The 19,569-nt window shown below is 62.8% G+C and carries 19 protein-coding genes and 1 tRNA gene; 16 read left to right on the top strand and 4 right to left on the bottom strand.

The window, feature by feature from the left end:
- Positions 1-37: 37 nt before the first annotated feature.
- Both SynA1544_RS02040 and SynA1544_RS02035 read left to right on the top strand, forming a co-directional pair.
- Positions 38-1,258 (top strand): lipid-A-disaccharide synthase-related protein, encoded by a 1,221-nt coding sequence (locus tag SynA1544_RS02040; protein ID WP_186515407.1) that lies wholly within the window; start codon positions 38-40, stop codon positions 1,256-1,258.
- 19 nt (positions 1,259-1,277) lie between these two features.
- A complete protein-coding gene (locus SynA1544_RS02035; RefSeq protein ID WP_006850096.1) occupies positions 1,278-1,535 on the top strand; it encodes a hypothetical protein in 258 nt (85 codons plus the stop codon).
- Between the two features lie 9 nt (positions 1,536-1,544).
- Here the strand turns inward: SynA1544_RS02035 and SynA1544_RS02030 are convergent, their stop codons facing one another.
- Positions 1,545-2,189 (bottom strand): ribonuclease D, encoded by a 645-nt coding sequence (locus SynA1544_RS02030; RefSeq protein ID WP_186515406.1) that lies wholly within the window; start codon positions 2,187-2,189, stop codon positions 1,545-1,547.
- Positions 2,190-2,304: 115 nt separating this feature from the next.
- Here SynA1544_RS02030 and SynA1544_RS02025 point away from each other — a divergent pair, with 115 nt between their 5' ends.
- The 3 genes from SynA1544_RS02025 to SynA1544_RS02015 are packed head-to-tail and all read left to right on the top strand — an operon-like array spanning position 2,305 to position 4,130.
- Positions 2,305-2,688 (top strand): helix-turn-helix transcriptional regulator, encoded by a 384-nt coding sequence (locus SynA1544_RS02025; RefSeq protein WP_186514654.1) that lies wholly within the window; start codon positions 2,305-2,307, stop codon positions 2,686-2,688.
- A 50-nt stretch (positions 2,689-2,738) separates the two neighbouring features.
- Positions 2,739-3,293, top strand: a complete 555-nt coding sequence (locus SynA1544_RS02020; protein ID WP_186514653.1) for a cofactor assembly of complex C subunit B — start codon at positions 2,739-2,741, stop codon at positions 3,291-3,293.
- A gap of 3 nt (positions 3,294-3,296) precedes the next feature.
- Positions 3,297-4,130 (top strand): N-acetylmuramoyl-L-alanine amidase, encoded by an 834-nt coding sequence (locus SynA1544_RS02015; protein WP_186514652.1) that lies wholly within the window; start codon positions 3,297-3,299, stop codon positions 4,128-4,130.
- On the opposite strand, the gene hemF is transcribed toward SynA1544_RS02015, so the two are convergent.
- Positions 4,127-5,215, bottom strand: a complete 1,089-nt coding sequence (gene hemF, locus SynA1544_RS02010) for an oxygen-dependent coproporphyrinogen oxidase (protein WP_186514651.1) — start codon at positions 5,213-5,215, stop codon at positions 4,127-4,129. The two genes, SynA1544_RS02015 and hemF, sit on opposite strands and share 4 nt — an antisense overlap.
- 115 nt (positions 5,216-5,330) lie before the next feature.
- On the opposite strand from hemF, the gene SynA1544_RS02005 reads away from it, so the two are divergent.
- From SynA1544_RS02005 to SynA1544_RS01970, 8 genes are all read left to right on the top strand, one after another.
- Positions 5,331-6,407: an Mrp/NBP35 family ATP-binding protein gene (locus SynA1544_RS02005; protein WP_186514650.1), complete on the top strand. Its 1,077-nt coding sequence runs from the start codon at positions 5,331-5,333 to the stop codon at positions 6,405-6,407.
- 2 nt (positions 6,408-6,409) lie between these two features.
- On the top strand, positions 6,410-7,648 hold the full coding sequence (gene rodA, locus SynA1544_RS02000) for a rod shape-determining protein RodA (RefSeq protein ID WP_186514649.1): 1,239 nt from the start codon (positions 6,410-6,412) through the stop codon (positions 7,646-7,648).
- The gene (locus tag SynA1544_RS01995) at positions 7,645-8,994 is read left to right on the top strand and encodes a sensor histidine kinase KdpD (RefSeq protein WP_186514648.1); all 1,350 of its coding nucleotides are present in this window, start codon (positions 7,645-7,647) and stop codon (positions 8,992-8,994) included. Before rodA ends, SynA1544_RS01995 begins: the two co-directional genes overlap by 4 nt.
- A 102-nt stretch (positions 8,995-9,096) precedes the next feature.
- Complete coding sequence (locus tag SynA1544_RS01990; protein ID WP_186514647.1) at positions 9,097-9,528, top strand: photosystem I reaction center subunit II PsaD; 432 nt, start codon at positions 9,097-9,099, stop codon at positions 9,526-9,528.
- Positions 9,529-9,588: 60 nt separating this feature from the next.
- On the top strand, positions 9,589-11,106 hold the full coding sequence (locus tag SynA1544_RS01985; RefSeq protein WP_186514646.1) for an anthranilate synthase component I family protein: 1,518 nt from the start codon (positions 9,589-9,591) through the stop codon (positions 11,104-11,106).
- A complete protein-coding gene (gene gshA / locus SynA1544_RS01980) occupies positions 11,103-12,245 on the top strand; it encodes a glutamate--cysteine ligase (RefSeq protein ID WP_186514645.1) in 1,143 nt (380 codons plus the stop codon). The genes SynA1544_RS01985 and gshA overlap by 4 nt, the downstream gene beginning before the upstream one ends.
- The gene (gene ppc, locus SynA1544_RS01975; protein ID WP_370594084.1) at positions 12,242-15,271 is read left to right on the top strand and encodes a phosphoenolpyruvate carboxylase; all 3,030 of its coding nucleotides are present in this window, start codon (positions 12,242-12,244) and stop codon (positions 15,269-15,271) included. The genes gshA and ppc overlap by 4 nt, the downstream gene beginning before the upstream one ends.
- A 6-nt stretch (positions 15,272-15,277) precedes the next feature.
- Positions 15,278-15,733: an N-acetyltransferase gene (locus SynA1544_RS01970; protein ID WP_186514644.1), complete on the top strand. Its 456-nt coding sequence runs from the start codon at positions 15,278-15,280 to the stop codon at positions 15,731-15,733.
- 17 nt (positions 15,734-15,750) lie between these two features.
- On the opposite strand, the gene SynA1544_RS01965 is transcribed toward SynA1544_RS01970, so the two are convergent.
- A tRNA-Arg gene (locus SynA1544_RS01965) sits at positions 15,751-15,824 on the bottom strand.
- 103 nt (positions 15,825-15,927) lie between these two features.
- Here SynA1544_RS01965 and recF point away from each other — a divergent pair.
- On the top strand, positions 15,928-17,022 hold the full coding sequence (gene recF, locus SynA1544_RS01960) for a DNA replication/repair protein RecF (RefSeq protein WP_255477771.1): 1,095 nt from the start codon (positions 15,928-15,930) through the stop codon (positions 17,020-17,022).
- 31 nt (positions 17,023-17,053) lie between these two features.
- Positions 17,054-17,521, top strand: a complete 468-nt coding sequence (speD, locus tag SynA1544_RS01955) for an adenosylmethionine decarboxylase (protein WP_115010551.1) — start codon at positions 17,054-17,056, stop codon at positions 17,519-17,521.
- 16 nt (positions 17,522-17,537) lie between these two features.
- Here speD and larE read toward each other — a convergent pair whose 3' ends face one another.
- Positions 17,538-18,365 (bottom strand): ATP-dependent sacrificial sulfur transferase LarE, encoded by an 828-nt coding sequence (larE, locus tag SynA1544_RS01950; RefSeq protein ID WP_186514643.1) that lies wholly within the window; start codon positions 18,363-18,365, stop codon positions 17,538-17,540.
- Between the two features lie 53 nt (positions 18,366-18,418).
- Between larE and SynA1544_RS01945 the strand changes: the two genes are divergently transcribed.
- Positions 18,419-19,567, top strand: coding sequence for a cob(I)yrinic acid a,c-diamide adenosyltransferase (locus SynA1544_RS01945; RefSeq protein ID WP_186514642.1), 1,149 nt, complete (start codon positions 18,419-18,421; stop codon positions 19,565-19,567).
- Positions 19,568-19,569 lie beyond the last annotated feature (2 nt).

The raw sequence follows: 19,569 nt of genomic DNA, 5'->3' as shown, positions 1-19,569 counted from the left end.
CCCATCAGAGGATCGTATCAGCCATGCCCCTGGCTCTCTGCTGTTTCTCTGCAACGGCCACGGCGAAGACCTGATCACCCTGCGGATCATCCAAGCCGTGCATCGGCGTGAGCCGCGACGCCCCCTCACCGTGCTTCCCCTGGTGGGTACAGGCCGGGTGTTTGATGCTGCTGTTCAGCAAGGATGGTTGAAGCGCATGGGGCCGAAAGCGGCCTTGCCAAGCGGTGGCTTCAGCAACCAAAGCCTGAGAGGCCTGCTGGCAGACGTCGGTGCCGGCCTCCCCAGCTTGAGCTGGGCCCAATGGCGGTTGGTGCGCCGCCTGGGGCATCAACACCAACCCATCGTTGCCGTCGGCGATTTGTTGCCGCTGCTCATGGCTTGGAGCAGTGGCGCCCCCTTCGGCTTCATCGGCACTCCCAAAAGCGACTACACCTGGCTCAGCGGACCCGGACGGAGCAAAAGCGACTGCTACCACCGGCTCAAAGGCAGTGAGTGGGATCCCTGGGAATGGCGCTTGATGCACTCGCGGCGCTGTCGGCTGGTGGCGATGCGTGATCGCCTCACGGCCCGTGGCCTGCAACGCAAGGGGGTGGATGCCCTGGCGCCGGGCAATCCGATGATGGATGGGCTGCGGATCCAACCGTTGCCATCGGCTCTGGACCGCTGCCGCCGGGTGCTTCTGCTCTGCGGAAGTCGCATGCCGGAGGCCCAGCGAAACCTGCAGCGATTGGTGCGCAGTGCCATGGCCCTGCCCAGCCGTGTGCCGATGGCACTGCTCGTGGCCGTAGGCGCCCAACCCGACGCAACAGCCCTGAACGACAGTTTTCAGCAACTGGGGTTTCGACGCAGCCTTCCGCCTTCGGACCAACTGGGTGCCGAAGCCTGCTGGGTGAAAGGAGCCTGCCTGGTGCTGATCGGGCGAGGTTGCTTTGACCAATGGGCCGGCTGGGCAGAAGCCGGCATCGCCACCGCCGGAACGGCGACGGAACAACTGGTGGGGCTGGGCATTCCGGCCCTGTCCCTGCCGGGACCAGGACCGCAGTTCAAGCCGGGCTTCGCTCGCCGTCAAAGCCGCCTGCTGGGGGGTGCGGTTCGTCCCTGCTCTGATGAATCCGAGCTCACGAGACGGCTCGAATTTCTCCTGGACGACCCGACACTCCGCTCCCACCTGGGACGGATCGGCACGCAGCGGATGGGGCCAGCAGGGGGAAGCGATCAGCTGGCACGCCTGATCCTGGATCGCTTCAACGGATACTGAAGATCTTCGGTTGGTTGCGATGGCCGCGATTCAAGACCCCACCCTCGTCAAACTTTGTGCCCAGTTGGCGAGTCGACTGAGCATCAGCCTCGCCAGTGCCCGGCGCCAGGTGGAACAAGCCGCGGCCCGAGAAGGACATCGCGATGTGGAGGGACGGCGAGCCATGGCTGAATCCATGCTGGCCGCCCTCGATAAGGACAACGGTGACCACGCCCGTCAGCTGGACGCGTTGCTCGAGAACAGCGAAGGCGACGGCAATTTCATGCTGGAAGACTGAGCCCCAACCTCAGTGCTCAAAGATCTGGTGAAAGCGCAGCCGATCCAGCTCGGCTACCACCGGAACGCACTGGAAGCAGCGTTGCGCCAGATCCCAGCGCCCTTCCCGCCGCAACATCTGTTCCAAGCGCTCGCGAGCGGGCAGGAGATAGCGGACGTCGTTGGCGGCGTAGGCCAGCTGGGCGTCGGTGAGTTCATCAACCCGGCCCCAATCACTGCTCTGGGCGCCCTTGTCCAGCTCAACGCCGACCAGTTCCATCACCAGATCCTTGAGGCCATGGCGGGGGGTGTACGTGCGGCCGAGCCGACTGCCGACCTTGGTGCAGAACACGGGGTTCACGTCGATCCCCAAACCGGCGGCAAGCGCAGCCACATCAAAACGGGCGAAGTGGAACACCTTCTCCACCGTGGAGGCCTCAAACAGGCGCTTGAGATTCGGCGCCTCGGTCTGACCCAAGCCAATGCGGACGCAGGCCACGCGGTCTTCGGCATCAGCGATCTGAACCAGACAAAGCCGATCACGCCCATGGATCAGCCCCATCGCTTCGGTATCGACCGCAAGCCGTGGGGCCTCCAGGTAGCGCTCCGTCCAAGCCGCATCGAGATCGCAATCAAAGACGGCGAATTCCGCTGGGGATGACGACTGCTCAGCCATGGCTTCAGAAAGGGATGGGGCCAGTGTGGCCAATCACGCCCACAGCAAGTCTCAAGACTTTCCTCTTGAATCTCAAAATGGGATCGTTTTTGATTGAGGGAGTCGTCCCGCGCCTGTGTTCTCCCGCAGAAAGCCATCGCGCACCTGTCTGGCAGACATCGAGCAGTACTTCCATCAGCCACCTCCACAGTTTCTCGACCTGGAACTGGCTGTCTGCTGGATCCTCGAATGCCTGCTCAAAGACGACAACTATCCCTCCGGACTCCTGCAGAAACTGATCCGGGAGGAGCCCCAACTGCGGCTTTCTGAAACCGTGCTGCAACAGGCCCTGGAGTTCCTTGAGCAACAGGGATCGATCAGCAGTTACACCCAACGCTGCCCGAGCCGCGGACGGCCACGGCGCATGCTGCACCTTGAATCCGATGCACGCGGCGAAGCCGAGCGACTGATGCAGCCCTGGCGCAGCTGGCTGGACGCACACCGATTCGCCTTGAACTGAGCGATTCAGCCTGCGCAAGGCTTAAAAAGGTTCAACATCACCGGGATGCCATGCCTGCAGGATTCCAATCCACCCTCCTGCTGACTGTTCTGCTGGCGATTGGCCTTGTGTTTTTTCTGCGCGCAGCCAGCAAAGACCGAACCACAGTGGTGGATGTGATGTCTCCCCAACCCCCCATCACGGTTCTCGATGGGCTCAGCAGCTGGCTGGAGGATCGCGGTTGGAGCCGAGACGGAGGCGATGCAGAGCGGCAGGTGCTCCGCTTCAAGGGGAAGGTGGCCTCCAGCCAACCCCTTGCCGTATTGCTGTCAGTGCTGGCGGCCACTGGCTCCGCCTGCTTCGGTCTGGTCCTGCGTCAGCTGGCACCCCAACTGCATTGGTGGCCTCTGCTGCTGATCGGCCTCGGCCCTCTGGCAGGAGCTGTCTACACACGGCGGGCCGCTCGCACAGAAGCCCTTGAACTGCAACTCCTTCCTGCTCCCGAAGGAGACGGCAGCGCCATTCGTCTGCGGGCTCATCGGGACGAATTGATCGCCATCGAACTGGAACTGGCTGAGACCCTGCAACTCGCCAGTGACGGATCCCTGCTCTCCTCCCCCATCTGAACCATGGGTCTGCCGGCCTGGATGCGACGGCGTCGCTTTGCCTCGGGGCTTGCCATCGCAGGCCTGTCACTGGCAACCCTGGCGATGACCAAGGCTGCGGAACAGCACAACTGGCTTGGCACAGCCGAGCCCAGCAAAAAAACAGCACCGAAACAGCCAGCCCCCTGTCCTGAGCCCGCCACGCCAGATCCCTTGCTCGGCCCACGCACCAAGGAACCCGGGAGCTGGGTCGGCCGAAGCCCGGTTCAAACCAACCTGCCGATCGTCGTCATGGCGGGCCACGCTGACTCCCAGGGCACCGCCAGTCCAGGAACCCCTGGATTTGCCGTGGATCAGCAGAAGCGAGCGCCGATGCAACCGGGCATTCGCGATGAGCTGTTCTGGAACCGCGAAGTTCAGGCCGCTGTGGTGAGCCAAGGCCAAGCCCGTGGCTTGAACATCCGCGCCTACACCCCGCCGTCAATCAGCATCGCGAACGATGACGACCCCAGCACCAACTGGTCGAAGGCCAAGGTCTTTTCAGAGCGTGGTGAATATGTCCTGGAGATCCATTTCGATGCCTACCGGCCCCATGGCTTCGGCTCCGGCCTAATTCCGGTGCTCCCAAATGTGCGCGAACTGAATGTCGTCGATGAAAGCCTGGCCCAGGCATTTGGGCGCTACCCACGCCTGTTCCGCGGAGGCCTTGGCGGTCCGCGGCGCGGGATCGGAATTCTTGAAATCGCCATGCTTGAGCCCCCTCTCGAGACGAAACTGAGGGATCCACGCTCCAGAGAGCACACGGTGAATTGCCTGGCCGAGCGCGTGGTGAACGCGCTCGTTCAAGGCGTCAGTTAGTTGATCGCTCCATGGGAGCGGCAGCGCTCATCCAGCGAGGCATCACCGAGCCAGTCCTGCGGCTTGGTGAACAGTTCGGTCAGCAGGGCTTCCCTTGATCCGGCCTCGGCGGTGTAGCCGTACTCCCAACGCACCAAGGGGGGCAGAGACATCAGGATCGACTCCGTGCGTCCATTGGTCTGCAGGCCGAAGATCGTGCCGCGATCCCACACCAGGTTGAACTCCACATAACGTCCCCGGCGATAGAGCTGAAAGTCCCTTTCGCGATCGCCGTAGGCCATCGGGTGGCGCTTCTCCACGATGGGGGCATAGGCGGGTAGGAAGGCTCTGCCATTGGCCTGCCCCAAGGAGAACAGCTGCTCCCAGCTCAACGGCCGAGCTCCCAAGCGAGCCGACACCTGAGCAGCAGGCCCGGAGGGATCCTGGCCCTTGTAGAGGGTGCCGTTGGCGTCTTGGTAGTCGTAAAAGATGCCGCCAACGCCGCGGGTTTCACCACGGTGCTTCAAATAAAAGTATTCATCGCACCAGGGCTTGAACACCTTGTGCAGATCCGAGTGAATTGAATCACAGGCCGCCTGGTGGGTGCGATGGAAATGACGGGCGTCGTCGAGGAACGGGTAGTAGGGCGTGAGGTCGGCACCGCCGCCGAACCACCACACCGGACCAGCCTCGAAATAGCGGTAATTGAGGTGAACGGTCGGGATGTAGGGGTTGCGGGGATGCAGCACCATCGAGGTTCCCGTGGCGAACCAGGGATGCCCCTTGGCCTCAGGACGCTGCTTGAGGATCGACGGGGGCAGTTCTTCGCCTTGAACCTCGGAGAAATTCACGCCTCCCTGTTCAAAGACGCGGCCCTCACGCATCACCCGGGAGCGCCCCCCACCCCCTTCAGGTCTGACCCAACTCTCTTCAACGAAGCGACCTTCACCGTCGAGGGCTTCCAGGCCCGCACAGATTTCATCCTGCAGCCCCATCACCATCGCTCGGGCCCGCTCTCTGGAATCGCTGGGGGGCAGCTCAAGGGGAGCGTTGCTGACACCCACGTCCTGGCGTCCGAGGACGCGGCGAATCAGGGAGCGGACCATGTGTCAGAGACTGAAGACATCGAAACCTAACCAGGTCACCCCAGGCCTGGACAAGCATCCGTCAGGGACTGTCACGGGCGGCGCCCCTAGGATCCGGCTTGCCTTGATGAAACGGATGACCCCGGTCGAGCAGGCCAACCAAGCCCTCCAGCAAGTCAAAGATGCCGGCAGTGGTAAAACGGCCCTGGAACTCGGCTGGATCGAACAGATCCGCATCACCCCACCGCGGGCTGTGTTTCGCCTCAGCCTTCCCGGCTTCGCCCAAAGCCAGCGTGACCGCATCGTGGCCGAAGCACGGAGCGCTCTGATGGCGCTGGACGGCATTGACGACGTGCAGATCGAGATCGGCCAACCGCCAAGCCAGGGGGGTATTGGCCAGGCTGGCCATGGTCAGCCGGCGGAACGCCAGTCGATCCCCGGCGTCCGCCAGGTGATTGCGGTGAGCAGCGGCAAAGGCGGCGTCGGCAAGAGCACCGTCGCCGTCAATCTGGCCTGCGCCCTCGCCCAGACCGGGCTGCGGGTGGGGCTCCTTGACGCTGATATTTACGGGCCGAACGCACCAACCATGCTGGGCGTCGCTGACCAAACACCTGAGGTGCAGGGCAGCGGCGATCAGCAGCGGATTGTCCCGATCGAAACCTGCGGCATCGCCATGGTGTCGATGGGTCTGCTGATCGACGATCACCAGCCTGTGATCTGGCGCGGCCCGATGCTGAACGGCATCATTCGGCAGTTCCTGTATCAGGCCGAATGGGGTGAGCGGGACGTTCTCATCGTTGATCTGCCGCCGGGCACCGGTGATGCACAGCTCTCCCTGGCCCAGGCAGTGCCGATGGCGGGCGTTGTGATCGTGACCACCCCACAACAGGTGTCGCTGCAGGATGCGCGACGGGGGCTCGCCATGTTCCGGCAGATGGGCATTCCCGTTCTGGGGGTGGTGGAGAACATGAGCGCCTTCATTCCTCCGGACCGTCCCGACTGCCGCTACGCCCTCTTCGGCAGTGGCGGCGGCGCCCAACTCGCTGCGGATTACGACGTACCCCTGCTGGCTCAGATCCCCATGGAAATGCCCGTGCAGGAAGGCGGTGACACGGGACGACCGATCGTGATCAACCGCAGCGACTCCGCCAGCGCCGCTGAGTTCAAAGGCCTTGCTGAAGCGGTGCTCAAGGCCGTCACCCAGCCCGTCTGAGGATGTTCAGCCGACGTGACCGCCGCAGATCGCACCGGGAGTGGGTGCTCTGGGGTGTTCCGCTCGGAATGATCACCATCGCCGGGGTGCTGATCGCCAGCACCCAACGCCAGGCGGACTATGCCGACTGGTATCACCACTGGATCACCGCGGCCTTCGGAGTGCTGCTGGCGCTGGGACTGGAACGGCTGCCGTTGCAGCGTCTCCGGCCTCTTTTGGTTCCCGTCTACGCCCTCACGGTGATCAGCCTGGTGGCGGTGCGCGTGATTGGAACCACAGCGCTGGGTGCCCAACGCTGGATCAGCATCGGCGGGGTTCATGTTCAGCCATCGGAATTCGCCAAGATCGCGGCGATCCTGCTCGTGGCAGCGGTGTTGTCGCGACACCCGGTGGAGCGACCGGTTGATCTGATGCGCCCGCTTGGGGTGATTGCAGTGCCGTGGCTGTTGGTGTTCATCCAGCCTGATCTCGGCACATCGCTTGTGTTCGGCGCCCTGATGCTCACGATGCTCTATTGGTCGGGGATTCCGATCGAGTGGGTGATCCTGTTGTTGTCACCGCTGGTGACGGCCCTGCTCTCAGGCCTTCTCCCCTGGGCCATGGCCCTCTGGATCCCGCTGATGGGAGTTCTCGCGTACCGCTCCCTGCCCTGGAAACGTCTGGCAGCCACAGCAACCCTGGCCATCCACGGCGCCATGGCTGCTGTGACGCCATGGCTCTGGATGCATGGTTTGAAGGACTATCAACGGGACCGTTTGGTGCTGTTCCTCGACCCCAGTCAGGATCCATTGGGCGGGGGCTATCACCTGCTCCAGAGCACCGTTGGCATCGGTTCAGGCGGCGTCTTGGGCACAGGCCTTCTTCAAGGACAACTGACCAAGCTTCGTTTCATCCCTGAACAACACACCGATTTCATCTTCAGCGCCCTGGGTGAGGAAACCGGCTTTATTGGCTGCCTTTTGGTGGTTCTTGGCTTTGCCGCGTTGATGGCACGGTTGCTCCAGATCGCACGCAATGCCCGCACCGACTTCGAATCACTCGTGGTGATCGGGATCGGCACGATGCTGATGTTCCAGGTGGTGGTCAACATCTTCATGACCATCGGCCTGGGCCCCGTCACAGGAATCCCCCTGCCCTTCCTCAGTTATGGGCGCTCAGCCATGGTGGTGAACTTCATCGCGCTCGGCCTCTGCCTGTCGGTGGTTCGGCAAAGCCGTCGCTCCTTGGCGCACCTCCGTTGACCGGCCCATCCTTCACCGACCTGCGGCAACGGCTGGCACAGGACGTGCCCCAGGGCCGCTGCGATGAGATTGGTGTGCGGCGGCTTTGGTGGGCTGCCCTGGAAACCCTGCAACAGGACCTGCTTGAGCGAGGCCTGGAACGCGGCATCTGGCTGGCTGCCCCCCTGCCAGCTCTCTACGAACCGGAGTTGCTCAAACATCTGCAGGGATGGGTGTGGGCTCCAGATCAACTGGATCAACTGAGTCCGCATCCAACGGCACTGCCGGGACGGTCCAGCAGCGATGAGTCCGGTTCCCTGCGGGGATTCCAACGCTTGTCCCTGGCCCCCGACGACGGAGATGACCCACTGCTGCTGGTGATCACACCCGAGGTCCAGGTGGCCCTTGCCCTGCATGGGCCGCCCCAGAAGCGGCAGCTGCTGATGCGATGCGACCCGGCAACGCTCAGTGATGTGCTGGTGCAGCTGGGGGGACGGCTGGAGCACCAGTCACCAGCGCAGGCCGAGCAGCTGCGCAAAGCGCTCGAATCGATCGGCTCCCTGCGGAGCAATGCAGCCTGGTCAGAACAGTTCTGGCCACGGCTCACGGAGCGGCTCACCGGCACAGCCCCCGGGCTGATGCTGCAACCCATCCAGGCTGAGCGCCCTCCGGAAGCACCCAGCCATGGAGATCTGAATTTGCTGGAAGCGATCACCCATGAGGTACGAACCCCACTGGCCACGATCAGAACACTGATCCGCTCTCTGCTGCGGCGGAAGGATTTGGCTGATGTCGTAGTGAATCGCCTGCGGCAGATCGATGTGGAATGCAGCGAGCAGATCGATCGATTTGGCCTGATCTTCCATGCCGCCGAACTGCAACGGGAGCCCAACGAGGCCAATCTGGCCCGCACGGATTTGCAGGCCATGCTGAGCGCCCTTGCACCCAGCTGGACGGAGCAACTGAACCGTCGCGGGATCGCCCTTGAGCTGGATCTCAGCGCTGACCTGCCGGCGATCCTCAGTGACTCCCGTCGACTGGAACCGATGCTGGGGGGTCTGATCGACCGCAGCACCAGGGGGCTCCCCTCCGGCAGTCAGCTCACGCTTCACCTCCAGGCAGCCGGTCCACGGGTGAAGCTTCAGCTGCATGTGGAGCATCCCGACAGGAGCCAGGCCGCGGAGGCCGGCCCGTCTCCCCAACGCGAGGACGTGGGCACCGTCCTGAGCTGGGATCCCAGCACCGGGAGCCTGCAGTTAAGCCAGGATGCGACCCGCCAGATGATGGCCAGCCTGGGGGGCCGCTATCAGCCCAGGCGCGACCGCGACATCACCGTTTTTTTCCCGGTGCATGCGCCCGCAGAGTGATGGGTTTGTTGACGGGTGTGAAGCTTGCTGTCGGAGCTCAAAACAGGCCCCAATGATGGTGCTACTTTCCAGCCATAACGGCTCTTGTGGATTCTTTCAGCCATGGCAGCAACGGCGTTGAACGGTCAACTTCCCCAGCACATCGCCAGCACTGGCGGCCTTCTGAATTCAGCGGAGACAGAAGAGAAATACGCAATCACCTGGACCAGCAAGACAGAGCAAGCTTTTGAGCTGCCCACCGGTGGCGCCGCTCTGATGAACTCAGGCGAGAACCTGATGTATTTCGCTCGCAAGGAACAGTGCCTCGCCCTCGGCACCCAGCTGCGCACGAAATTCAAGCCCCGGATCGAGGACTACAAGATCTACCGGATCTACCCCGGTGGTGACACCGAGTTCCTGCATCCCAAGGATGGTGTGTTCTCCGAAAAGGTGAACGAGGGTCGTCCCATGGTGGGCCACAACCCCCGTCGCATTGGCCAGAACGTCAACCCGGCCAACATCAAGTTCAGCGGCCGCAACACCTTCGACTCCTGATCTCTCAAAACCGACGCCCGGAGGTCATGATCTCCGGGTCCCGGCTGCGATGATCAGGTCATGTTCAGTCCCGATCGCGACGCCTTTCATCAGGCTGTTTGCAGTGGTGCCAACCTGATTCCTCTGGCTCAGAGTTGGCCCGCAGATCTTGAAACACCCCTCACCACCTGGATCAAGGTGGGTGACGGAAGGCCTCCGGGCGTGCTGCTGGAGTCCGTCGAAGGTGGTGAAACCCTGGGGCGTTGGAGTGTGATCGCCTGCGATCCGCTCTGGACGGCGTCAGCGCGCAACGATCGTCTGACGCGCACCTGGCGAGATGGTCGCGAAGAAACCCTCAACGGGAATCCATTCGAATCCCTGCGCGACTGCCTGGCGCCGTACTCCTGCGTCAACCTGCCGGGCCTCCCTCCGCTTGGGCAGCTCTATGGCGTTTGGGGCTACGAACTCATCCAGTGGATCGAACCCACCGTCGCCGTTCATCCCCGCGCTGCTGCCGATCCCCCGGATGGGATCTGGATGTTGATGGACGCGATCCTGATCTTTGATCAGGTGAAACGACAGATCACCGCTGTCGCCTTTGGCGACCTCTCCAACGGAGCGGATGAGGAGCAAGCCTGGCAGTCCGCCATCGGACGGATCGAGGCCCTGCGCCAACGGATGGACGCACCTCTGCCGGCCGTCAAACCACTCACCTGGGACGCGAGAAGCAAAGAGCTTCCCGCGGTGCGCTCCAACCGCAGCCGCGATGAATTCGAAGCCGCCGTCGACACCGCCAAGGAACACATCGCAGCTGGCGATGTGTTCCAACTGGTGATCAGTCAGCGCCTGGAAACTGAGGTGCCTCAATCGCCCCTGGAGCTGTACCGCAGTTTGCGGATGGTGAATCCTTCCCCGTATATGGCGTTCTTCGACTTTGGGGACTGGCAACTGATTGGCTCCAGTCCGGAAGTGATGGTTCAAGCCGAACCCGCTGCTGATGGCATCCACGCCAGCCTTCGCCCCATCGCCGGCACTCGGCCCCGCGGCGCCACGCCCCTGGAAGACCGCGAACTGGAAGCTGACCTGCTGGCCGACCCGAAGGAAAGGGCTGAGCACGTGATGCTGGTGGATCTGGGCCGCAATGACCTCGGCAGGGTCTGTCAGCCCGGAAGCGTGGCCGTGCAGGACCTGATGGTGATCGAGCGCTACTCCCACGTGATGCACATCGTCAGCCAAGTCGAAGGACGCCTGGGCCCGACGCACGACGTGTGGGATCTGCTGATGGCGGCGTTCCCCGCCGGCACCGTGAGCGGCGCACCGAAAATCCGGGCGATGCAACTCATCCACGAGCTGGAGCCCGATGCCCGCGGGCCCTATTCGGGGGTGTACGGATCCGTTGATCTGGCCGGGGCCCTCAACACGGCGATCACGATCCGCACCATGGTGGTGCAACCCCGTGATAGCGGGGGATGCCGGGTAAAAGTGCAGGCCGGAGCCGGCGTTGTGGCCGATTCACAGCCGACGGCGGAGTTTGAGGAGACCCTTAACAAAGCCCGGGGAATGCTGACCGCACTGGCGTGCCTGAATCCGCCGGGATGACAGCGCACCCCCTTCTGCTGAAAGGCTTCGAGGTTGAACTGTTCACCGGTCGAAGCAACGGAGCCAACGTGGGCGTCGCCCCCGACGTGGCCAGAGACCTGCCTGGCTTCGTGACGGAACCAGACCGTCGCAACCTCGAATACGTCACCGACCCGATCCGGGATTACGCCGAACTGCCCGAGGCGCTGCTCGCTCCCCGGCGGACGCTGCGGCAGTGGCTGCAGAAGCGGGAGCTGACGCTTCTCCCCGGCAGCACCATGAGCCTGGGGAACAGCAGCCGATTCGAACGCTCCGACCCCGAGAACGCCTATCACGCGCTGATTGAAAAGCTGTATGGCACCAGGGTCGTGACAGCCAGCATCCATATCAACCTTGGGATCACCGATCTCAACTGGTTGTTTGCAGCAGTGCGGCTCGTGCGCTGCGAAGCGGCTCTGCTGCTTGCCCTGAGTGCAAGTTCTCCCTTCCTGGATGGGCAGAGCACCAGCCACCACTCCCAGCGATGGCATCAATTCCCGCTCACGCCCGCTGCAGTTCCTCTCTTTAGGGATCACCAGCACTACATCGAGTGGGTGGAGGAGCAGCTGTCCACGGGTGCCATGCGCAACGAGCGTCACCTGTGGACGTCGGTTCGGCCCAATGGTCCGCGGCGCCCCTACGACCTCAACCGGTTGGAATTAAGAATCTGTGATCTGGTCACCAATCCCGATCAGCTGCTGGCGATCACCTGTCTGCTGGAGCTGCGGCTGCTGGCCCTCAAAAACAACATCGAAAGCCTCGATCCACTCCGCAGCAGTTCGCTGAGCGCGACTGAACTGGTCCAGCTCGCCGACAGCAACGACGCCGCCGTGGCCCGATCCAGCCTGAATGCTGAACTCAGGCATTGGCAGGACGGCCGTGTCATCAACTGCAAAGACTGGCTGCTGGAGCTGATTGATCAGCTCACTCCCCTGGCCGAATCGCTCCAGCTCAGCGCCTGCTTGAAGCCCTTGGATTCCCTGCTTGTTGATGGCAACCAGGCCATGCGCTGGGAAGCGGCCCATGGCCAGGGGCAATCCATCGAAAACCTGCTTCAGGAAGGGATCCAGCGGATGGAGGAGGAGGAACGGATCTCCACCGGGGAAGCCTGTTTGGGATGATCATGTCGAGTTCGTCGCAGCGTGGAGACTTCATGCCCGAGTCCACCACCCCTGTCTCCGAGCAAGAGGCTGCACGCTTGAGCGGTGGCGGATCCGGCGCAGGACAGCTTCTTCAGCACCGCCTGGACCTGATTGAAGACCTCTGGAAGTCGGTGCTGCGCAGCGAGTGCCCACCGGAGCAGAGCGAACGCCTGCTGAGGCTCAAACAACTCAGCGACCCCGTCTCGATGGGAGGGCGAGATGGCGACAGCACGAGCGAGGCGATCGTCGAGCTGATCAAGGCCATGGACCTTTCGGAGGCCATCTCGGCCGCCCGTGCCTTTTCGCTGTATTTCCAGCTCATCAACATCCTTGAGCAACGGATCGAGGAAGATAGCTATCTCGACAGCCTGAGACCCAATTCCAGTGCTGACACGGCCCAACGGGATGCCTTTGATCCCTTCGCCCCTCCCCTCGCCAACCAGACCGATCCAGCCACCTTTGGAGAGGTGTTCGAGCGGCTGCGGCGGATGAACGTTCCCCCCGCGCAGGTGGAACAACTGCTGCGGGAACTGGACATCCGGCTGGTCTTCACCGCGCACCCGACGGAGATCGTGCGGCACACGGTGCGGCACAAACAGAGGCGGGTGGCCAACCTGCTCCAGCAACTTCAATCCGACGCCCCTCTGGCGCATCAGCTGCGGGAGGACTGCCGCGACCAACTGGAGGAGGAAATCCGCCTGTGGTGGCGCACCGATGAACTCCACCAGTTCAAGCCCACCGTCATCGACGAGGTGGATTCAACCCTGCACTACTTCCAGCAGGTGTTGTTTGACGCGATGCCGCAACTGCGCCGAAGGCTGATCTCCGCCCTGCATCGCCACTACCCCGATGTCCAGGTCCCCCAGGCATCGTTCTGCACCTTCGGCTCCTGGGTGGGTTCCGATCGGGACGGCAATCCTTCGGTCACACCCGAGATCACCTGGCGAACCGCCTGTTACCAGCGACAGCTGATGCTGGAGCTCTACATCAGTTCTGTGCAGTCGCTCCGGCAGCAGCTGAGCATCTCCATGCAGTGGAGTCAGGTGGCTCCATCACTGCTGGAGTCGCTCGAGATGGATCGGCTCCGGTTCCCTGAGATCTACGAGCGCAGAGCAGCGCGATACCGATTAGAGCCCTACCGGCTGAAGCTCTGCTATGTGCTCGAAAAACTGGAGCGCACCCTCGCCCGCAACAACCAACTGTCGGAAGCGGGCTGGCAGATGCCCTGTGAGGCGCTGGCCGATCCCCAGGCCGGGCTGAGCGGCGCTGAGGTTCTCCACTACACCTCGGTGGACCAGTTCCGCAGTGATCTGGAGTTGGTGCGCAACAGCCTCGTGAGCACCGAACTGAGCTGCGAACAGCTCGACACCCTGCTGCACCAGGTGCACATCTTCGGGTTCTCACTGGCCAGCCTGGATATTCGTCAGGAGAGCACCCGCCACAGCGATGCCATTGATGAACTCACCCGCAGCCTTGAACTGCCCCAGGCCTATGGGGACATGGATGAGACGGAGCGCATGGCATGGCTCCTGCAGGAACTGCAGACCCGTCGTCCCCTGATCCCTCCAGCCGCCAAATGGTCAGCACCGACAGCCGAGACGCTGGCAGTGTTCCGGATGCTGCAGCGCCTGCAGGAGGAATTCGGCCCGCGGATCTGCAACTCCTACGTGATCTCCATGAGCCACACGGCATCGGATCTGTTGGAGGTCCTGCTACTGGCCAAGGAGGCGGGTCTCGTAGACCCGCCCAACAAACGGGCCTCCCTGCTGGTGGTGCCGCTGTTCGAAACCGTGGAGGATCTCCAACGGGCCCCTGAGGTGATGGAGGGTCTGTTCAAGACGCCGCTTTACCGCGAACTCCTCCCCGTTGTGGGGCAGCAAAAGCAGCCGCTGCAGGAGCTGATGCTGGGCTACTCCGACAGCAACAAGGATTCCGGCTTCCTCTCCAGCAACTGGGAGATTCATCAGGCTCAGATCGCCCTTCAGGAACTCGCCAGCCGCCAGGACGTGGCGCTTCGCCTCTTCCACGGCCGCGGTGGATCCGTTAGTCGTGGTGGTGGGCCGGCCTATCAGGCCATCCTGGCCCAACCCAGCGGCACACTGCAGGGGCGAATCAAAATCACCGAACAGGGCGAGGTGCTGGCCTCGAAGTACAGCCTGCCCGAGTTGGCGCTCTACAACCTGGAGACCGTCACCACAGCGGTGGTTCAAAACAGCCTGGTGACCAACCAGCTTGATGCGACACCCAGCTGGAACCAGCTGATGAGTCGCCTAGCCACCCGCTCACGGGACCATTACCGGGCTCTGGTTCACGACAATCCCGATCTGGTGGCGTTTTTCCAGCAGGTCACACCGATCGAGGAAATCAGCAAGCTGCAGATCTCCAGTCGACCGGCCCGACGCAAAACCGGAGCCAAGGACCTCTCCAGCCTGCGGGCCATTCCCTGGGTCTTCGGCTGGACCCAGAGTCGGTTCCTGCTGCCGAGCTGGTTTGGCTTCGGCACGGCGCTGTCGGAAGAAGTGGGCGGCGACTCCGAACAGCTCGACCTGCTGCGGCGCCTCCATCAACGTTGGCCGTTCTTCCGGATGCTCATTTCCAAAGTGGAAATGACCCTCTCCAAGGTGGATCTCGACCTGGCCCATCACTACATGAACAGCCTGGGGCACCCGGAACAGCGGGAGGCCTTTGAAGCGATCTTCGAGGTGATCGCCAAGGAATACGAACTCACCCGAAAACTGGTTCTGGAAATCACGGGCCAAAACAGACTGCTGGGCGCTGATCAAGGGCTGCAGCTGTCGGTTGATCTCCGCAACCGCACCATCGTTCCCCTGGGCTTCCTGCAGGTTGCGCTGCTGAAGCGGCTGCGGGATCAGAACCGGCAACCGCCCATGAGTGAGACGCCGGGCGCCCCCGAAGACACCCGCACCTACAGCCGCAGTGAACTGCTGCGGGGAGCCTTGCTCACCCTCAACGGCATTGCAGCCGGCATGCGCAACACCGGCTGATCCACAGTGCTGTCGTTCCTTCAACAACCCTCGATTCCACCCTTGCCCGAGGGAACGCGACTCGAAACATCCACACCTCCCACCTCCCAGCAGCTCAACACGTTGCTGATGTCCTGCGGGGAATCAACCCACCCCGAGGAACGCTGGGAGCTCGCCCTTCAGCGCAGCCTGTGGCAGATCAGCATCCTGGAGGAATCAACAGGAGAACTGATCGGATTTGTGCGGGCCACCAGTGATCTGGCCCTCAACGCCAATCTTTGGAACCTGGCCGCCAAGCCAGGGCCGAACCAAGGAGCCCTCTTCGCCGTTCTGGTGCACCGAGCCCTGCAGATTCTGCGCCGGGATCTGCCGGGCTGCAGTCTCTCGATCTCGGCCCCTGCAGATGCGCTGGAAGCTCTCAAACAGCAGGGTTTCCTGATTGATCCCAATGGCATTCGCGCCATGGGCCTCAACCTGAGTTGAGACATTGAGTTCAAACACGAGCATGGAGGGACTCGAACCCCCGACCCTCAGAACCGGAATCTGATGCTCTATCCAACTGAGCTACATGCCCACTGATCGGCGTTAAGCCGCAGTGATATCGAGCGGCAACCGTCCCGATACAGGTACCTTACTCACTGGTCGCCCCAGCACCCATCCGGCTCCACAGGCTCCAACTGCAGGGCTTCCGGAACCACATCGTTCTGCAGCTGGAACTGACGCAGCCACGCCTTTTGGTGATCGGGCCCAATGGCATTGGCAAGTCCAACCTGCTCGAGGCGGTTGAGTTGCTGGGCAGCCTGCGCTCCCATCGCTGCAGCAATGATCGCGATCTGATCCAGTGGGACGCTCCACAGGCCCTGATCAAGGCCGACGTGGGGGATGGTGATCGTCTTGAACTGGAACTGCGCCGCCAGGGAGGCCGTCAGGCCAAACGGAACGGCAAGCTGCTCGATCGGCAGCTGGACCTGATTGGTCCGCTGCGCTGCATCGGCTTCAGCGCCCTGGATCTTGATCTGGTGCGGGGCGAACCCGCCTTACGCCGCCAGTGGCTGGACCGCGTCGTGCTGCAGCTCGAACCGGTGTATGCCGATCTGATGGCGCGGCTGAACCGGTTGTTGCGGCAGCGCAGCCAGCTCTGGCGCCAGAGGCAGGTCTCCAGTGGCGAACGCCATGCACTGCTCGACGCGTTTGACGTTCAGATGGCGCTGGTGAGCACCCGAATTCACCGGCGACGGCAACGGGCCCTGCATCGTCTAGAACCAATCGCCCAACGCTGGCAGGCCCACCTCAGCGGGGGCACGGAAGCCTTGGAACTGCACTACAAGCCCGGCAGCAAGCTCGATGGGGAGGATGCCGAAGAACCCTGGCGACTCGCCATCCAGGAGCAACTGCGCCAGCAGCGGGAGGAGGAGGAACGGCTCGGCAGCTGCCGCGTGGGCCCGCACCGCGATGAGATCGCCCTGCTGCTGGGGGGCAGCCCGGCACGACGGTTTGGCTCGGCAGGCCAGCAGCGGTCGCTGGTGCTGAGCCTGAAGCTCGCCGAACTGGAGCTGGTGACCCAGCTCTGTGGGGAGCCACCCCTGCTGCTTCTTGATGATGTACTGGCCGAACTTGATCCAACCCGCCAGCAGCTTCTGCTGGAGGCCGTGGGCGAATCGCATCAATGCCTGGTGAGCGCCACCCACCTCGAGGGCTTTGGCGGCGGATGGCAGCAGCAGGCCCAAATTCTCGGAGCAAGAGACCTGAGACCCGACCTGAAGATCGGATAGGGTGGCGGACCTGTTTTTCTCTCATCGCCTGATGGAGCAGACCCTCTCTGAACTGCATCCCAACCCGGGATGGGGGGCACCTGAGATTCATGCCACCGACATGGTCGGCAAACACTGCATTCTCGAGCTCTACGACTGCGATCCGAGCCGGCTCGACGACGAAGCATTCATCCGCACAACGATCACCTCAGCAGCCAAAGGCGCTGGTGCGACGCTGCTGAACCTGATCACCCATCAATTTCAACCCCAGGGCGTCACGGGCCTTGCCCTGCTGGCGGAATCCCACATTTCCATCCACACCTGGCCGGAATCCGGCTACGCCGCGGTTGATGTGTTCACCTGTGGTGACCACACCATGCCGGAACAGGCCTGCGCGATTCTCTGCAGTGAGCTTCAAGCGAAACGCCATGCGCTGAAGAGCTTTCTGCGTGAAACACCGGCGGCCATTGCCACTGGGGTGAGAGAGCCTGTGGAAACGCCAAGCCAGCTCCCCAGCTGATCCGGCCCAGGCGAAATCAGCGGCGGTTCAACTTGCCGCTGACCAGACCTTCAAGATCCAGGTTCACGGAGGTGAAGCCAAGGGAGCGAAAAGCCTCCACCAAAGGCTCGCTTTCCGCCAGCGCGAGCACAGCGCGGATCTGCTCACGGGGCACCTCAATCCGTGCGGCGAGGCCATGGGATCGCACACGAACGGAGCTGAATCCCCTGGCGATCAACCAGGCTTCCGCCTGCCCCACCCGCTTCAACCGCTCGGCGCTGATGCTTTCGCCATAGGGAAAACGGGAGGCCAGGCAGGGCTGCGCCGGTTTGTCCCACCAGGGAAAACCAAGTGCCCGTGACAGGGCACGGATCGTGGATTTGTCGATCGACAATTCCGCCAGGGGGGAGCGAACCCCCGCCTGTAGGGCCGCTTCAATGCCGGGCCGGTGATCAACGAGGTCATCGAGATTGACCCCATCAACCACCAAGGCATCTCCAGCCGCTGCGGCAATGGGCTGAAGGTGCTGGTGCAGTTCACGCTTGCAGGCAAAGCAACGATCCACGGGGTTGCTGCTGTAGTCCGGGTCGTTCAACTCGGCCGTCGCACACTCCCGATGCGGAATGCCGATCCAGGAGGCTTGATCACGGGCTTCCCGCAACAGATGTGGCGCCAGGGCCGGGGAGACCCCCGTTACCGCCAGAGCGGCATCGCCCTGGGCTTCGTAGGCCATCGCCGCCACCAGGGTGCTGTCAACTCCGCCGGAATAGGCCACACACAGGGCAGATTGGTCTGCCATCCACTGCCGCAGGCTCGCCAGCAGCTGCTGCTCTCGATCCGCCAAAGGCTCCTGCAACCGAAACATCAGCGGGGAAAACCAGTTGAGCTAGGTAGGCTCCAACGGTAAGAGCTGTCCCCATGCCTCGAAGCATTGGCATCGTCACCGCAGCGGACAGCCGCGAGCGCAGCCATGGACAGCTGCACATCTATGACGGCGAGGGCAAGGGCAAAAGCCAGGCAGCCCTTGGGGTTGTGTTGCGCACCATCGGGCTCGGCATCTGCGAACAACGCCAGACCCGGGTGCTGCTGTTGCGCTTCCTCAAGGGCCCAGGCCGGGCCTACGACGAGGATGCGGCCATCGAAGCTTTGCAGCAGGGCTTCCCCCATTTGATCGACCATCTGCGCACCGGAAGAGCCGATCACTTCACCGCCGACGAAGCCACGCGATTCGACCGGGACGAAGCCCAGCGGGGCTGGGTGATCGCCAAGGGTGCGATCGCCAGTGCCCTCTACTCGGTGGTGGTCTTGGACGAGCTGAATCCTGTACTCGATCTCGGCCTTCTGGACCTGGAGGACGTGGTGCGCACCCTCAGCAACCGGCCGGAGGGGATGGAGATCATCGTCACCGGTCGCGCCGCACCGCCCCCCCTTGTGCGTGAGGCCGACCTCCACTCCGAGATGCGGGCCCATCGCCGTCCTGGCATGAACGACAACCGGGTGGTGCCTCTCAATGTGAGCAGCGGCATCGAGATCTACACCGGTGAAGGCAAAGGCAAATCAACCAGTGCGCTGGGCAAAGCGCTGCAGGCCATCGGGCGGGGCATCAGCCAGGACAAGAGCCATCGGGTCTTGATCCTGCAGTGGCTCAAAGGGGGCAGCGGCTACACCGAAGATGCAGCCATCGCTGCCCTTCGCGAGAGCTATCCCCATTTGGTGGACCACCTCCGCTCCGGCCGCGATGCCATCGTCTGGCGGGGCCAGCAGGAGCCGATTGACTACGTGGAGGCCGAGCGGGCCTGGGAGATCGCACGGGCCGCCATCTCCAGCGGCCTCTACAAGACTGTGATCCTCGACGAGTTGAACCCCACAGTCGACCTGGAACTACTACCCGTCGAACCGATCCTGCAGACCCTGCTGCGTAAACCGGCGGAAACCGAGGTGATCATCACGGGGCGCTGCAAGAACCCTCCGGCCTATTTCGATCTGGCCAGCATCCATTCCGAAATGGTGTGCCACAAGCACTACGCCGAACAGGGCGTCGACCTGAAGCGAGGGGTGGATTACTAACT

The organism is Synechococcus sp. A15-44 (assembly GCF_014280115.1).
Lineage (GTDB): Bacteria > Cyanobacteriota > Cyanobacteriia > PCC-6307 > Cyanobiaceae > Parasynechococcus.
This window is presented reverse-complemented; position numbering and strand designations above follow the sequence as displayed.

Bases quoted from the DNA above. Each gene is read 5' to 3' on its own strand.
- SynA1544_RS02035 (WP_006850096.1), top strand. From the start codon at position 1,278: ATGGCCGCGATTCAAGACCCCACCCTCGTCAAACTTTGTGCCCAGTTG.
- SynA1544_RS02030 (WP_186515406.1), bottom strand. From the start codon at position 2,189: ATGGCTGAGCAGTCGTCATCCCCAGCGGAATTCGCCGTCTTTGATTGC.
- SynA1544_RS02020 (WP_186514653.1), top strand. From the start codon at position 2,739: ATGCCTGCAGGATTCCAATCCACCCTCCTGCTGACTGTTCTGCTGGCG.
- SynA1544_RS02015 (WP_186514652.1), top strand. From the start codon at position 3,297: ATGGGTCTGCCGGCCTGGATGCGACGGCGTCGCTTTGCCTCGGGGCTT.
- hemF (WP_186514651.1), bottom strand. From the start codon at position 5,215: ATGGTCCGCTCCCTGATTCGCCGCGTCCTCGGACGCCAGGACGTGGGT.
- SynA1544_RS02005 (WP_186514650.1), top strand. From the start codon at position 5,331: ATGACCCCGGTCGAGCAGGCCAACCAAGCCCTCCAGCAAGTCAAAGAT.
- rodA (WP_186514649.1), top strand. From the start codon at position 6,410: ATGTTCAGCCGACGTGACCGCCGCAGATCGCACCGGGAGTGGGTGCTC.
- SynA1544_RS01990 (WP_186514647.1), top strand. From the start codon at position 9,097: ATGGCAGCAACGGCGTTGAACGGTCAACTTCCCCAGCACATCGCCAGC.
- SynA1544_RS01985 (WP_186514646.1), top strand. From the start codon at position 9,589: ATGTTCAGTCCCGATCGCGACGCCTTTCATCAGGCTGTTTGCAGTGGT.
- gshA (WP_186514645.1), top strand. From the start codon at position 11,103: ATGACAGCGCACCCCCTTCTGCTGAAAGGCTTCGAGGTTGAACTGTTC.
- ppc (WP_370594084.1), top strand. From the start codon at position 12,242: ATGATCATGTCGAGTTCGTCGCAGCGTGGAGACTTCATGCCCGAGTCC.
- speD (WP_115010551.1), top strand. From the start codon at position 17,054: ATGGAGCAGACCCTCTCTGAACTGCATCCCAACCCGGGATGGGGGGCA.
- larE (WP_186514643.1), bottom strand. From the start codon at position 18,365: ATGTTTCGGTTGCAGGAGCCTTTGGCGGATCGAGAGCAGCAGCTGCTG.
- SynA1544_RS01945 (WP_186514642.1), top strand. From the start codon at position 18,419: ATGCCTCGAAGCATTGGCATCGTCACCGCAGCGGACAGCCGCGAGCGC.